The 13,809-nt window shown below is 65.3% G+C and carries 12 protein-coding genes and 1 tRNA gene; 11 read left to right on the plus strand and 2 right to left on the minus strand.

What is annotated here, in order from left to right; genetic code table 11:
- Window positions 1-56: 56 nt before the first annotated feature.
- Genes A0U87_RS03315 through A0U87_RS03330 form a run of 4 tightly spaced genes read left to right on the plus strand, consistent with a single transcriptional unit; the run spans window position 57 to window position 5,254 of the window.
- Window positions 57-1,310: an aromatic ring-hydroxylating dioxygenase subunit alpha gene (locus A0U87_RS03315; protein ID WP_048937486.1), complete on the plus strand. Its 1,254-nt coding sequence runs from the start codon at window positions 57-59 to the stop codon at window positions 1,308-1,310.
- A gap of 27 nt (window positions 1,311-1,337) precedes the next feature.
- Window positions 1,338-2,948, plus strand: coding sequence for an NAD(P)/FAD-dependent oxidoreductase (locus tag A0U87_RS03320; RefSeq protein ID WP_122927892.1), 1,611 nt, complete (start codon window positions 1,338-1,340; stop codon window positions 2,946-2,948).
- 54 nt (window positions 2,949-3,002) lie between these two features.
- Window positions 3,003-3,998 carry an aspartate carbamoyltransferase catalytic subunit gene (locus A0U87_RS03325; RefSeq protein ID WP_048937484.1) on the plus strand — a complete coding sequence of 332 codons (996 nt, stop codon included), beginning with the start codon at window positions 3,003-3,005 and terminating at the stop codon, window positions 3,996-3,998.
- Window positions 3,999-4,030: 32 nt separating this feature from the next.
- The gene (locus tag A0U87_RS03330; protein ID WP_048937565.1) at window positions 4,031-5,254 is read left to right on the plus strand and encodes a dihydroorotase; all 1,224 of its coding nucleotides are present in this window, start codon (window positions 4,031-4,033) and stop codon (window positions 5,252-5,254) included.
- A 77-nt stretch (window positions 5,255-5,331) separates the two neighbouring features.
- Here the strand turns inward: A0U87_RS03330 and A0U87_RS03335 are convergent, their stop codons facing one another.
- Window positions 5,332-6,480 carry a diguanylate cyclase gene (locus A0U87_RS03335; RefSeq protein WP_048937483.1) on the minus strand — a complete coding sequence of 383 codons (1,149 nt, stop codon included), beginning with the start codon at window positions 6,478-6,480 and terminating at the stop codon, window positions 5,332-5,334.
- A 159-nt stretch (window positions 6,481-6,639) separates the two neighbouring features.
- On the opposite strand from A0U87_RS03335, the gene A0U87_RS03340 reads away from it, so the two are divergent.
- From A0U87_RS03340 to A0U87_RS03370, 7 genes are all read left to right on the plus strand, one after another.
- Complete coding sequence (locus A0U87_RS03340) at window positions 6,640-7,545, plus strand: YihY/virulence factor BrkB family protein (RefSeq protein ID WP_017499834.1); 906 nt, start codon at window positions 6,640-6,642, stop codon at window positions 7,543-7,545.
- 63 nt (window positions 7,546-7,608) lie between these two features.
- Window positions 7,609-7,684, plus strand: a tRNA-Trp gene (locus A0U87_RS03345).
- A gap of 173 nt (window positions 7,685-7,857) precedes the next feature.
- Window positions 7,858-8,061: a preprotein translocase subunit SecE gene (secE, locus tag A0U87_RS03350; RefSeq protein ID WP_004207893.1), complete on the plus strand. Its 204-nt coding sequence runs from the start codon at window positions 7,858-7,860 to the stop codon at window positions 8,059-8,061.
- A 36-nt stretch (window positions 8,062-8,097) separates the two neighbouring features.
- The gene (gene nusG, locus A0U87_RS03355; protein WP_004207894.1) at window positions 8,098-8,634 is read left to right on the plus strand and encodes a transcription termination/antitermination protein NusG; all 537 of its coding nucleotides are present in this window, start codon (window positions 8,098-8,100) and stop codon (window positions 8,632-8,634) included.
- 269 nt (window positions 8,635-8,903) lie between these two features.
- Entirely contained in the window at window positions 8,904-9,335 is a 432-nt protein-coding gene (rplK, locus tag A0U87_RS03360; RefSeq protein ID WP_004207895.1) for a 50S ribosomal protein L11, read from the plus strand.
- Window positions 9,336-9,339: 4 nt separating this feature from the next.
- Window positions 9,340-10,038, plus strand: a complete 699-nt coding sequence (gene rplA, locus A0U87_RS03365; protein WP_004207896.1) for a 50S ribosomal protein L1 — start codon at window positions 9,340-9,342, stop codon at window positions 10,036-10,038.
- Window positions 10,039-10,354: 316 nt separating this feature from the next.
- Window positions 10,355-12,091: a DEAD/DEAH box helicase gene (locus A0U87_RS03370; protein ID WP_004207897.1), complete on the plus strand. Its 1,737-nt coding sequence runs from the start codon at window positions 10,355-10,357 to the stop codon at window positions 12,089-12,091.
- Between the two features lie 76 nt (window positions 12,092-12,167).
- Here the strand turns inward: A0U87_RS03370 and ybaL are convergent, their stop codons facing one another.
- Window positions 12,168-13,802 (minus strand): YbaL family putative K(+) efflux transporter, encoded by a 1,635-nt coding sequence (ybaL, locus tag A0U87_RS03375; RefSeq protein ID WP_048937482.1) that lies wholly within the window; start codon window positions 13,800-13,802, stop codon window positions 12,168-12,170.
- Between the last annotated feature and the right edge of the window lie 7 nt (window positions 13,803-13,809).

Here is a 13,809-nt window from a genome sequence, read left to right on the forward strand (position 1 = left end):
AATTCCCTGCCCGCTCGTTATACAAGCGTACAACTGCAATGGGGCATGCGGGGTAGATGGGCGAGACGGGATGCGGACCGGATCCGGACGTGGGCTATAGCCTGCCGGCATGGACCTATAGCGATCCCGAATTTTTCGCCGTCGAAACCCGTCGCATCTTCCGCCCGAGCTGGCAGATCGTCGCCCATGACAGCGACCTGCCGGCGCCGGGCGATTTCCATGTGCTGGACTATCTTGGCGAGAGCATCATCGTCATCCGCGGGGATGACGGCGAAGCCCGCGCCTTTACCAACGTGTGCCGCCACCGCGGCGCGCGCCTAGTGGACGGGCCCTCGGGTCGCACCAGAAAGCTGGTCTGTCCCTACCATGCCTGGACCTATGGTCTGGACGGTTGCCTGACGGGCCTGCCAATGGCGGGCAGCTATGGCAATCTCGACCGGTCCAGGCATGGACTTTCCCCCGTCGATATCGAGAATTTCCACGGCTTCCTGTTCGTCCGGCTGGAGGATGATGGCGGACCGTCGGTGGCGCAGATGATGGCGCCCTATGTCGACGAGATCGCGCCCTATCGCTTTTCCGAACTGCGCGCGCTTGGCCGCGTCACGCTGCGCCCGCGTGCGGTGAACTGGAAGAATATCGGCGACAATTATTCCGATGGCCTGCATATCGCCGTCGCCCATCCCGGCCTCAAGCGGCTGATGGGCGATGGCTATGGCGTCGAAGCCAGCCTCTATGCCGACAAGATGTGGGGGCCGATCCTCGATCGCCCGTCCGCCAACCTGTCCGAGCGCGCCTATCAGCATTTCCTGCCGGCCGTCCCGCATCTGCCGCCCGATCGGCAGCGACTATGGACCTATTTCAAGCTCTGGCCCAATTTCGCCTTCGACATCTATCCCGACCAGGTCGATTTCATGCAGTGGCTGCCGGTCTCGCCGACGCAGACGCTGATCCGCGAGATCAGCTATGCGCTGCCCGACGACCGTAGGGAGATGAAGGCCGCGCGCTATCTCAACTGGCGCGTCAACCGCCAGGTCAATGCCGAGGATACGGCGCTTGTCGCCCGCGTGCAGGCCGGCATGGCGTCGGACAGTTTCACCGTCGGCCCCCTGAGCGACCAGGAAGTCGCGCTGCGCCATTTCTGCGCGCGGATGCGCACCATCATTCCGCAGGCGCGCCAGCATCGCGCGCCGAAAATGGGATGGTCTTTCGACTATCATGATTCTCGTCATTCCCGCGCAGGCGGGAATCCATCCCCCGACCTCACCTATGGGGAGATGGCTGGAGATGGATCCCCGCCTTCGCGGGGATGACGGCGCTTTTCCGGGGAGGGATATGTTGTGACCAAAGCCTATGACGCCGTCATCATCGGTGCGGGCCATAACGGCCTCGTCTGCGCCTTCTACCTCGCCCGTGCCGGCTACAAGGTGCGCATGGTGGAGCGCCGCGATGTCGTCGGCGGCGCGGCGGTGACCGAGGAATTTCACCCCGGCTTCCGCAACTCGACCGCCAGCTACACGGTCAGCCTGCTCAATCCCAAGGTCATCCGCGACATGAAGCTGGCCGATCATGGCTATCGCGTGATCGAGCGGCCGATCAGCAATTTCCTGCCCCAGCCCGATGGCGGCTATCTGAAACTGGGCGGCGGGCTGGAGCGAACCCAGGCCGAGTTTGCCCGGTTCAGCGCGCGCGATGCTGCCACTCTGCCGGCCTATTATGACGCGCTGGAAGTGGTGGCCGACGTACTGCGCGACCTGGTGCTCAAAAGCCCGCCCAATGTCGGCGATGGCCTGACCATGGTGGTCGAGGCGCTGAAACAGGGCCGCCGCGTCGCCGGGCTCGATATCGAGCAACAGCGTGACGTGCTGGACCTGTTCACCAAATCGGCCCGAACCTTCCTCGACAGCTGGTTCGAGAGCGAGGCGGTCAAGGCCGCCTTCGGCTTCGACGCGGTGGTCGGCAATTTCGCTTCCCCCGACACGCCGGGCAGCGCCTATGTGCTGCTGCATCATGTGTTCGGCGAGGTGAACGGCAAGAAGGGCGCCTGGGGTCACAGCGTCGGCGGCATGGGCACCATCACCCAGGCCATGGCAAAGGTCGTGCAGGCGATGGGGGTCGAAATCAGCCTGGAAGCGCCGGTTGACCATATATTGGTCGATGGCGACCGCGCCGTCGGCGTGAAGCTGGCCAGCGGCGAGGAAGTGATGGGCGCCAGCATCATCGCCAATGTCGGCCCCAAGCTGCTCTACGAGCGAATGATGCAACCGGCCGACCTGCCCGCCGATTTTCTGAAACGGATCAAGGCGTTCAAGGCGGGATCGGGCACCTTCCGCATGAATGTCGCGCTCTCTGCCCTGCCCGACTTTACCTGCCTGCCCGGCATTGGCGAGCATCACCAGTCGGGCATCATCATCGCGCCGACGCTCGACTATATGGACCGCGCCTATCTGGATGCGAAGCGCGACGGCTGGTCGAAGGCGCCGATCGTCGAGATGCTGATACCCTCGACCATCGACGACAGCCTGGCGCCTGAGGGATGCCATGTCGCCAGCCTCTTCTGTCAGCAATTCGCCCCCCAACTGCCCGACGGGCGAAACTGGGACGATGAACGCGAGACAGCGGCCGACCATATCATCGCCACGGTCGAGGCGCAGGCGCCCGGCTTTGCGAAGAGCGTGATCGCCCGCCAGATCCATTCGCCGCTCGACCTGGAACGCAAGTTCGGCCTGGTCGGCGGTGACATCATGCACGGCAATCTGACGCTGGACCAGATGTGGGCGGCGCGGCCGGTGCTGGGCCATGGCGCGTATCGCGGGCCGCTGAAGGGCCTCTACATGTGCGGCGCGGGCTCCCATCCGGGCGGCGGCGTCACTGGTGCACCGGGCCATAATGCCGCGCGCGAGGTGCTGAAGGATCGCGCCCTGTGGGGGAAATGGCGCGGCCGGGCCTGATCGGGTCTTTCCCCGCCTTGCCCCAACCGAAAGCCTGGCCTAAAGACCCGGCTCATGCCCGACATCTTCATTCCTGATGCAACGCCCGAGCTGACTGGCCGGGCGCTGTTCCCGCACCGACACCTGCTGTCGATCGCCGACCTCAAGCCCTGGGAAATCCGTTTTCTGCTGGACGAGGCCGAACATTGGGCCCGCACCAACAAGGGCCAGGCGCGCAAGCATGACGACCGGCTGGCGGGCATGACCCAGATCAACGCCTTTTTCGAGAACAGCACCCGCACCCTGCTGTCGTTCGAGATCGCCGGTAAGCGGCTGGGCGCCGACGTCGTCAACATGCACGCCGGCCAGTCGAGCGTGAAGAAGGGCGAGACCCTCATCGACACGGCCATGACGCTCAACGCCATGGCCGCCGACGTCATCGTCATCCGCCATGCCAGTTCCGGCGCGGTCGCGCTGATCGCGGACAAGGTCGACTGCCCGGTGCTGAACGCGGGCGATGGCTGGCACCAGCATCCGACGCAGGCGCTGCTCGACGCGCTCACCATCCGCCGTCGCAAGGGCGGGTTCGAGGGGCTGGTGGTCGCCATCTGCGGCGATGTGCTGCACAGCCGCGTCGCCCGATCCAACATGCTCTGCCTCGCAGCACTGGGCGCGCAGGTGCGTGCGGTCGCCCCGCCCACCCTGCTGCCGCCCGAGGTCGAGATGCTAGGTGCTACCCCCTACACCCGCATGGAGGAAGGGCTGGAGGGCGCCGATGTCGTCATGATGCTGCGCCTGCAGAATGAGCGGATGGACGGCGCCTTCATCCCGTCGGCGCGCGAATATCATGCACTTTACGGGCTGACGCCCGAACGGCTGGCCATCGCCAAGCCCGATGCCCTGGTCATGCACCCCGGCCCGATGAACCGGGGCGTCGAGATCACCAGCACGGTGGCGGACGATCCGGATCGGTCGGCGATCACCGAACAGGTGGCGATGGGCGTGGCGGTGCGCATGGCCTGCCTGGATGTTTTGACGCGCCAGGCGCGCGGCGTGGAGGGATGGGCGTGAGCATCCCGACCAACAAGGAAAAAGAGATGGGCGTGAGCCGGATCGCAATCGTCAACGGCAAGCTGGCCGATCCGGCGGGTGACGCCCTTGTCCCCGGCACCGTCCTGATCGAGGATGACCGCATCCTGGCCACCGGCGCGGTCGACATTCCTGCCGATGCGCAGCAGGTCGATGCCGGCGGGCTGGTGGTCGCGCCGGGCCTGATCGATCTGGGCGTCTTCGCCACCGACAAGCCGGCCTTCCATTTCGGCGGCATCACCCGCGCCGCCCTGATGCCCGACCAGCGCGCGCCGCTGGACGAGGTCGGCCTGATCCGGGAAGCGACCCGCGCGGGCAAGCCCGACTTCTGGGTCCACCCGATCGCTGCCGCGACCCGTGGCCTCAAGGGCACGGAAATGGCCGAAATGGGCCTGATGCAGATCGCCGGGGCCAAGGCGGTCGGCACCGGTCGCCAGTGGATCGCCGATTCGGGCGTGATGCTGCGCATCCTCTCCTACGCTTCGGGGCTGGGCCTTACCGTCATCGCCCATGCCGAGGATGGCGGCCTGTCCGCCAAGGCGGTGGCGACCAGCGGCGAGACCGCGACGCGCCTGGGCCTGGCCCATGCCCCGGCCTGCGCCGAGGCGATGGCGATCGCGCGTGACATCATGCTGGCGCGCGAAACCGGCGCTGCCATCCATTTCCGCCTGGTCACGACCAAGGCCGGCTTCGACCTGATCCGCGCCGCCAAGGCGGAGGGGCTGAAGATCAGCTGTGGCATCAGCCCGGCCTATCTGTTCCTGAACGATCAGGCGATGACCGACTTCCGCACATTCGCACGCCTGTCGCCACCGCTGCGATCCGATGCCGACCGCCATGCCAGCATCGCCGCCGTCGCCGACGGCACGGTCGATGTCATCACATCGGGCCATGACCCGCGCGGGCCGGAGGACAAGCGCCTACCCTTCGCCGACGCGTCGCCCGGCATGGCCGGCGCCGAAACGCTGCTGGCGCTCTCGCTCAACCTGGTGCGCGAAGGCCATCTCAGCCTCAACCGGCTGATGACCCTGCTCAGCGCCAATCCGGCAAAGATACTGGGCGTCAACGCCGGCAGCTTTGCCCCCGGCAGCGCCGCCGACCTGATCCTGGTCGATCCCGACGCGCCATGGATCGTCGATTCGGCGAAGATGGCGGCCTCGGCCGGCAATACGCCGTTCGACAAGGTGCCGGTGCAGGGCCGCGCGCGCCGCATCATGAAGGGCGGGCAGTTTTTCTAGAGCCTGATCGTCGGAGGTGGAAGCGCCCAGCGCTTTCACCGATGGCGTGAATCAGGCTCTATTGCTTGAATCAAGGCCTAAGCGGACTGGCGTTGCGGCCCCACAAATCGCCATCCCTTGCGCTGCCGCTTGTCCGCATAGAGCCGCGTATCAGCGACATGCAGGACGGCGGCAGCCTCCACCCCGTCCTGCGGGAAGGTGGCGATGCCGAAACTGCTGCCGACCGACAGGCTGCGCCCCTGCCAGCCCACCGGCGCAGCGATCGCCTGCCGGATGCCGGGCATGCGTCGATGCAGGGCGTCGACATCGGTTTCCGCGTCATGGAGCAGCGCAAATTCGTCGCCGCCCAGCCGCGCGATGCTCACCGCGTCCGGCATCAAGGCCCGCAACCGACCACCCAATGATGTCAGCAGGACATCCCCTGCCTGATGGCCATGCTGATCGTTGCACTGTTTGAAGCCGTCGAGATCGGCGAGCAGCACGCTGAAGGCCGCGCCCCGCTCCACCCGTTCTTCGATCGCGCGCATGAAGCTCAGCCGGTTGTCGAGCCCGGTCAGCGCATCGGTGCCGGCCAACCGTGCCAGTTCGCGCTGCGACACCAGCATCGCCACCGTCTCGCGAAACTTCCCCAGCACCAGATTGGCCTGCATCACCGTGACGATCGCCATCATCACCGCCATCGCCCGCACGCCCAGATTGTCATAGAGCGCCATCTTCACCAGGATCGGCAACACCGCCGCGCCCATCGCCCCGATCGCGGCGCGCGGCACGCTGAGCAGGGTCGTCGCCGCAACCAGCGCGCCGATGCCGATGAACACCGGCGCCACCATACAATAATAGATTTCGGTTTCAGTGAAGGCGTTGACCGCCCACAGTCCCGCCACCAGCCCGGACGCGGTCGCGACATGCGCGACCCGTTTCAGGCTGCGCGCCTGCACCCTGGCGTCGGTCGCGATCGGCACGCCGCGCCAGCGCAGCAGGGATATCGCACAGGCCAGGAAGATCAGCGCAGGCGGCGTCACCTGTTGCCACAAGGGCAGATCGCCCATCACCGCGAGCGCCATCGCGACGGCATTGGCCATGATCAGCAGGCACAAAAGCGGCAGCGCCTGATGGAAACGGCGATATTGGGTATCCAGCACAGCCTCGCGCGCGCTGTCCGGCACCGGTGCCGTGAACGGGCCGTCCCAGCCCTCCAGCCGCTGTTGCCAGCCGGTTTCCGCCACTTGTCCGCTCCCTGCCATCTCGCTGCGAGCGCCATTTATTAGCGAAACGGGGTTAATCCTCCAACAACGGGAATCCCTAACCGGGGAAAACCATGAGGGAGGCGAATCAGGGAACCCTATCGCCGTTCAGGCGCTACCCCTGTTCAGCAGGGGACAATCATGACCGAAACGATCGCCCAGCAGGTGCATGTCGATGCGCCATGGAAAATCCCGCCGCGTGCCTGGTGGGAGATATTGAAGCGCGTCTATGCCGCCATGTCGGCCAATCATCTGGGCCTGCTGTCCGCCGGCGTCGCTTATTATGCCTTCCTGTCGATCGCCCCGCTGCTGGCCGCGGTCGTCCTGACCTATGGCCTGGTCGGTGACCCGCAGATCGTCGCCCGCCACATGCAGGCGATCATCACCGTCGTGCCCGCCGATGCCGCCCAACTGATCAACGACCAGTTGCTGGGCATGGTCAGCGCGCGCAAGCCGGCGATCGGCTTCGGCCTGTTCCTGGCGCTGGGCCTGGCGGTCTATGGCGCCACCCGCGCCGCCTCCGCGATCATGGAGGCACTGAACATCGTCTATGCGCAGAAGGAAGGCCGCAACATCTTCGCCTTCTATCGCGTGTCGATGGGAATCACCTTTTCCGCCGTGCTGGTGGTGGTCGCCGGCGTCGTGACCGCGACGATCATCGGCCTGCTCCAGAAATTGCTGACCAACTGGGGACCGGGCGTGCTGTTCGCGATCAAGGCGACGACCTGGATCTGTGCCGGCCTGCTCGCCAGCAGCATCTTCGGCCTGATCTATCGCTTCGGTCCGCATCGTCGCCGGGTGCAATGGCAATGGCTGACGGTCGGATCGATCGCTGCGACGCTGTTCTGGCTGGTGGCGACGCTGGGCGTCTCCTTCTACGTCTCGACCTTCGGCGATTACAACAAGACCTACGGTTCGCTCGCGGCCGTGGTGATCCTGCAGCTCTGGCTGTTCGTCTCCGCCTATATCGTGCTGCTGGGGGCCCAGATCAACGCGGAAGCCGAGCGCCAGACCAGCGCGCATATTCTTGTTGAAGAAGTTGCATAAAGTCGCTTGCCCTCCCCGATAGGCCACGCTAAAGCGCCCTCCTTCGCTGGCTCGGGCCAGTGCAGGAGTGTAGCTCAGTTGGTAGAGCGTCGGTCTCCAAAACCGAATGCCGTGGGTTCGAGTCCCTCCACTCCTGCCAAGCGAACTAGCCGCGAACCTTGAACAATCACGGGTTCGCGGCTAAGTGCGCTTAGCGAAGCATCGGTCGCGAAGCGCGACTGCCTCCCCCGACACCGACTTATCGCGGGAAACGGGAGGGCGGACCGCCGTTTCGCGCTTTGGTATTGATTTTGAAGGTGAGCTGACAGCGCGATGGCGAAGACTTCTCCGAGCGAATTCGTCAATCAGGTGCAGACCGAAGCGAAGAAGATCGTTTGGCCGACCGGCCGTGAAACGATCATGACCGCGATCATGGTCGTCATCATGACCTCATTGCTGGGCATCTTCTTCTTCGGTATCGACACCTTCTTCGGTGCGATCGTCCAGTGGCTGCTGAGCCTCGCATCGGGTCGTTGAACGCTCGGCGTTCAAAAGGGAGTTTAAGACGGTAACATGGCGCGCTGGTACATCATCCACGCCTATTCGGGCTTCGAGAACAAGGTCAAGGAATCGATCCTGACCGAGGCCGAGCGCATGGGCCTGTCGCAACTGGTCGAGCAGGTCGAGGTTCCGACCGAGACCGTGACCGAAGTGAAGCGCGGCAAGAAGGTCCAGGTCGAACGCAAGTTCATGCCGGGCTATGTTCTCGCCAAGCTGGCGATGAACGACGACGTCTATCACCTCGTCAAGAACACGCCCAAGGTCACCGGCTTCCTGGGTTCGTCGGGCAAGCCCCAGGCGATCAGCGAGAGCGAAGCCGCCCGCTATTTCGGCGCCCAGAAGGAAGCCGCCGCCGCCCCGAAGCACAAGGTCAATGTCGATTACGAAATCGGCGACAGCGTCAAGGTGCTGGACGGCCCCTTCGCCAGCTTCAACGGCGTGGTCGAGGAACTGGATTTCGAAAAGAACCGGGTCAAGGTGTCGGTGTCGATCTTCGGTCGCGCCACCCCGGTGGAACTGGACTTCGAACAGGTCGAACTGTCGAAGTAACCAGCCGCCGCAAGGCTGTTCAAAAAGGGTCGCCCGCTTTTCAGCCGGCGGCCCTTTTTGTTGGGGAAGCCCTGCGCTTTCGGCCGAATCGACCGAATGACAGACTCCCCCTTCCCTTTGGACAAGAAGGTCGCTATAGGGCCGCGCTTCCATGCCTCCCCACGGGGCGGCTGGACATGTGCGGGAGGCTCCCTTGCGGGAGCCGCTAGACCGCTAAACTTGAACCGGTGACTCTGTCCGCAGATTCGCCAGCTATAGAGTGAGTGAAAATGGCCAAGAAGATTACGGGCTATATCAAGCTCCAGGTGCCCGCTGGAGCCGCCAACCCCTCGCCGCCGATCGGCCCTGCCCTGGGTCAGCGCGGCGTGAACATCATGGAATTCTGCAAGGCGTTCAACGCCTCGACGGAAAAGATGGACAAGGGCACCCCGCTGCCGACCATCATCACCGTCTATGCGGACCGTTCGTTCACCTTCGTGACGAAGCAGCCGCCGGCCACCTACCTGATCAAGAAGGCCGTCAACCTGAAGTCGGGCTCGAAGGAGCCGGGCAAGGTCGTCGCTGGCAAGATCACCCGCGCCCAGCTCGCCGAAATCGCCCAGGCGAAGATGGCAGACCTGAACGCGAACGACATCGACGCTGCAACGAAGATCATCGAAGGTTCCGCTCGCGCGATGGGCCTCGAAGTGGTGGAGGGCTAAGACCATGGCAAAGCTGACCAAGAAGGCGAAGGCCCTGGCGACCGCGATCGACCGCGAAAAGCTGCACGGCGTTGACGAAGCACTGGGCCTGATCAAGACCCACGCCACTGCCAAGTTCGACGAAAGCGTCGAAATCGCGATCAACCTGGGCGTTGACCCGCGTCACGCCGACCAGATGGTCCGTGGCGTCGTCACCCTGCCCGCCGGCACCGGCAAGGACGTTCGCGTCGCCGTGTTCGCCCGCAACGACAAGGCTCAGCAGGCGCTCGACGCCGGTGCCGACATCGTGGGCGCCGAAGACCTGCTCGAATCGATCCAGGCCGGCAACATCGACTTCCAGCGCGTCATCGCCACCCCCGACATGATGGGTCTGGTGGGTCGCCTGGGTAAGGTTCTGGGCCCCAAGGGCCTGATGCCGAACCCGAAGCTGGGCACCGTCACGCCGAACGTCGCCGAAGCCGTGAAGGCCGCCAAGGGTGGTCAGATCGAATTCCGCGTCGAAAAGGCCGGCATCATCCACGCTGGCCTCGGCAAGTCGAGCTTCTCGGCTGAAGACCTGCGCAAGAATTTCGACGCGTTCGTCGACGCGATCGTCAAGGCGAAGCCCTCGGGCTCGAAGGGCAAGTATGTCCGCAAGATCGCCCTGTCGTCGTCGATGGGTCCGGGCGTGAAGGTCGACGTGGCCGAAGTCGCCTCGATCTGATCCCGCTGGGATAAGAATTAAAGGGGCCGCCTTCCCTCCTTGCGGGGGAAGGCGGCCTTCTTATTTTATAGGACCAGCCGCTCACTCAAGAAGCGGCCCGAGGGCCACAAGGCCGGGCAAAGGGGCATTCGCCGCCTGCGCCATAGGGGGACACCCCTCCACCGTCGGCGACGTCGACGGTCCCCCTCCCCCGACAAGGGGAGGATTTTGGAACCAGGGACGCGACCTACCCCTGGGCTCTCCATGGCGGGAGCATGGCAGGTCTTCACGTATCCGTCGGGAATGGCGGGTCGCTTTACCGATGGAAAACGAAAAAATGTCTTTTGAACATCTCCCCTCCATGCTCGCCCAGGCGCTGACCACCAAGGGTTATGAGAGCCTGACCCCGGTCCAGTCCGAAGTGACGCAGGACGAAGCGCAGGGCCGCGACCTGCTGGTGTCGGCACAGACCGGCTCGGGCAAGACCGTGGCCTTCGGCCTGGCCATGGCCGCCGAACTGCTGACCGGCGGCGACAAGCTGCCCGTCGCCGGCCTGCCGCTGGCGCTGGTGATCGCGCCGACACGCGAACTGGCGCTGCAGGTCAGCCGCGAGTTGGAATGGCTCTATGGCGCCGCCCGCGCCCGCATCGCCACCTGCGTCGGCGGCATGGACGCCGCCAAGGAACGCCGCGCGCTCAGCCATGGCGCCCATATCGTCGTCGGCACCCCCGGCCGCCTGCGCGACCATCTGGAACGCGGCGCGCTGGACCTGTCGGGAATGCGCACCGTCGTCCTCGACGAAGCGGACGAAATGCTCGACATGGGCTTCCGCGAGGATCTGGAAGGCATATTGGACAGCGCGCCGGAAGATCGCCGCACCCTGCTCTTCTCCGCCACCATGCCCAAGCCGATCGTCGCGATGGCCAAGCGCTATCAGTCGGACGCGCTGCGCATCTCGACCGTCGGCGAAGAACGCGGCCATGGCGACATCAGCTACCAGGCCGTCACCGTCGCCCCGTCGGACATCGAGAATGCGGTGGTCAACCTGCTGCGCTATCATGAAGCCGAAACCGCGATCCTGTTCTGCGCCACCCGCGACAATGTCCGCCACCTGCATAGCAGCCTGACCGAGCGCGGCTTCGCCGCCGTGGCGCTGTCGGGCGAGCATAGCCAGAATGAGCGCAACCACGCGCTCCAGGCGCTGCGCGACAAGCGCGCGCGCGTCTGCGTCGCCACCGACGTCGCCGCACGCGGCATCGACCTGCCCAGCCTGACGCTGGTGGTCCATGTCGAACTGCCGCGCGACGCCGAGACGATGCAGCACCGTTCGGGCCGCACCGGTCGCGCCGGCAAGAAGGGCACCGCTGTCCTGATCGTCCCCTATCCGCGTCGCCGCCGCGTCGAATCGATGCTGCGCGGCGCCAAGATTCCGGTCGAATGGGGCACCCCGCCCAGCAAGGAAGCGATCCTGGAACAGGATAATGCCCGCCTGCGCTCGACCCTGATGGAAAAGGCCGAGCTGGACGAGGCCGATTGGGCGCTGGGCGCCGAACTGCTGGCGGAAAAGTCGGCCAAGGAAATCGCCGCGATGCTGGTGAAGAGCGCCCGCGCCTCGCTGCCCGCGCCCGAGGAACTGCTGGACCGCAGCGAAGCGCCGCCGCGCCAGGAAGGACCGCGTCCGGGCTTCGAGGACACCCAGTGGTTCCGCATGGACATCGGCCGTCGCCAGAATGCCGATCCGCGCTGGATCCTGCCGCTGATCTGCCGCCGCGGCCATGTGTCGCGCGGCGACATCGGCGCGATCCGTATCACCACCAACGAAACCATGTTCGAAATTCCGCGTGCGATCGCCAGCCGCTTCATGTCGGCCGTCAAGCGCTCGGGCGAGGCCAATGACGAGGGCGCCGACGTGGCGTTCGAGATGATCGACGGCGCCCCGCGCGAGCAGGCCCGCGACAATCGCCGCCAGGGCAACCGCTCGAACGACCGTGGTCCGCGTCCGGCCGGTTACGCACCCCGCCCCTTCAAGGGCGGCCCCAAGCGTCCCGGCGGCCCGCGCAAGCCGCGCGGCTAAGCGCTTCGGCATAGCCTCCTGAACAAAAAGGGCGGTGAACGATCGATCATCGTTCACCGCCCTTTTTCTTTGTCCGTCAGCCGACGCCGCAAAGCTGCAGCATGCGCCCGGCCAGTTCGCGTTCGCCCATGACGACATGGCGCACGCCCAGCGCTTCGAGATGCGCAACCTCGGCATCGCTATGGGCGCGGGCGATCACCTGCAAATTGGGGTTGAGATGACGGGCATGTTCGTTGATCGCGCCGCCCTCGAACCCTTCGGGCACCGCGATCAGCAGATAGCGCGCCTCGCATATGCCTGCGGCCAGCAGATGCCGGTCCTCCAGCGCATTGCCGCGCACCACCGACAGTCCGGCCTCATCCGCTTCCTCGACCCGTTCGGGGTCGCCCTCGATCACCACGAACTGGACATGGCGCTCGGCCAGGCGCTTGGCGATCAGCTTGCCGACCCGGCCATAGCCGACCAGGATGACATGGCCGAGGCGCGGCTGATCGGTCGCAGTGTCGGCCTGCGCCTCATCCTCCTCCTTCTTGTGATCGCGCACGATCAGCGAGAAGAGGATCGGGTTGATGAAGATCGACACGATCGCACCGGCGAGGATCAGGTCGCGCGCCTCGGCCGGCAAGACGCCCAGCCCTGCCCCCAGCGACGCCAGGATGAAGGAAAATTCGCCGATCTGCGCCAGGCTGGCGGCAATCGTCAGCGCCGTGACATTGGGATGGCCAAAGGCACGGACGATGCCCCAGGCGGCGATCGATTTGCCGACGACGATGATGAGGACGGTGGCCAGCAACGGCAGCGGTTGTTCCACCACCACCGCGGGGTTGAACAACATGCCGACCGACACGAAGAACAGCACCGCAAAGGCGTCGCGCAGCGGCAGCGTCTCCTCGGTCGCGCGACGGCTGAGCGGGGTTTCGCCCAGGATCATGCCGGCAAAGAAGGCGCCCAGCGCAAAAGACACGTCGAACACGATCGCGGCACCGAAAGCGACACCCAGCGCAATCGCCAGCACGGCGAGGCGGAACAGCTCGCGCGACCCGCTATGCACCACCCAGTGCAGCGCCCAGGGGATGAGGCGACGGCCCACCACCAGCATCAGCACGACGAAGCCGACGACCTTGAGCAAGGTGCCGACCAGCGGCGCAATCAGGGCGCTCGCCCCGCCGCCCGCATCGGCATTGTTCATCACCCCCGCCAGCGCCGGCAGGAGGACGAGGGCAAGGACCATCACCAGATCCTCCACGATCAGCCAGCCGACCGCGATGCGACCCCGCCGCGTTTCCACCAGGTCCGCCCCCTGCAGCGCGCGCAGCAGCACGACCGTGCTGGCGACCGACAAAGCCAGGCCAAAGACCAGCCCGCCCATCAGCGGCCAGCCCATCAGATAGCCAAGGCCCATGCCGAGCAGGGTCGCGACCGCGATCTGCACGATTGCGCCGGGCACGGCGATCGCCTTGACCGACAACAAATCCTTGAGCGAGAAATGCAGGCCGACGCCGAACATCAGCAATATGACGCCGATTTCGGCCAGTTCATTGGCGAGGCCACTGTCGGCGACGAAGCCGGGGGTAAAGGGGCCGACCATGATGCCGGCGACCAGATAGCCGACCAGCGGCGATAATTTCAGGCGATGGGCGATGGCACCCATGATGAAGGCCACGACGAGGCCGGCAACGATCGTCCCGATAAGGGGCGTGTGGTGGGGCATGAAATTC

This window comes from Sphingobium sp. MP9-4, assembly GCF_005281675.1.
Classification (GTDB): domain Bacteria; phylum Pseudomonadota; class Alphaproteobacteria; order Sphingomonadales; family Sphingomonadaceae; genus Sphingobium; species Sphingobium yanoikuyae.

Excerpts from the sequence above, each read along its gene's own strand:
- A0U87_RS03315 (WP_048937486.1), top strand. The coding sequence starts at position 57 with ATGGGCGAGACGGGATGCGGACCGGATCCGGACGTGGGCTATAGCCTG.
- rplA (WP_004207896.1), top strand. The coding sequence starts at position 9,340 with ATGGCAAAGCTGACCAAGAAGGCGAAGGCCCTGGCGACCGCGATCGAC.
- A0U87_RS03370 (WP_004207897.1), top strand. The coding sequence starts at position 10,355 with ATGTCTTTTGAACATCTCCCCTCCATGCTCGCCCAGGCGCTGACCACC.
- nusG (WP_004207894.1), top strand. The coding sequence starts at position 8,098 with ATGGCGCGCTGGTACATCATCCACGCCTATTCGGGCTTCGAGAACAAG.
- secE (WP_004207893.1), top strand. The coding sequence starts at position 7,858 with ATGGCGAAGACTTCTCCGAGCGAATTCGTCAATCAGGTGCAGACCGAA.
- rplK (WP_004207895.1), top strand. The coding sequence starts at position 8,904 with ATGGCCAAGAAGATTACGGGCTATATCAAGCTCCAGGTGCCCGCTGGA.
- A0U87_RS03325 (WP_048937484.1), top strand. The coding sequence starts at position 3,003 with ATGCCCGACATCTTCATTCCTGATGCAACGCCCGAGCTGACTGGCCGG.
- ybaL (WP_048937482.1), bottom strand. The coding sequence starts at position 13,802 with ATGCCCCACCACACGCCCCTTATCGGGACGATCGTTGCCGGCCTCGTC.
- A0U87_RS03340 (WP_017499834.1), top strand. The coding sequence starts at position 6,640 with ATGACCGAAACGATCGCCCAGCAGGTGCATGTCGATGCGCCATGGAAA.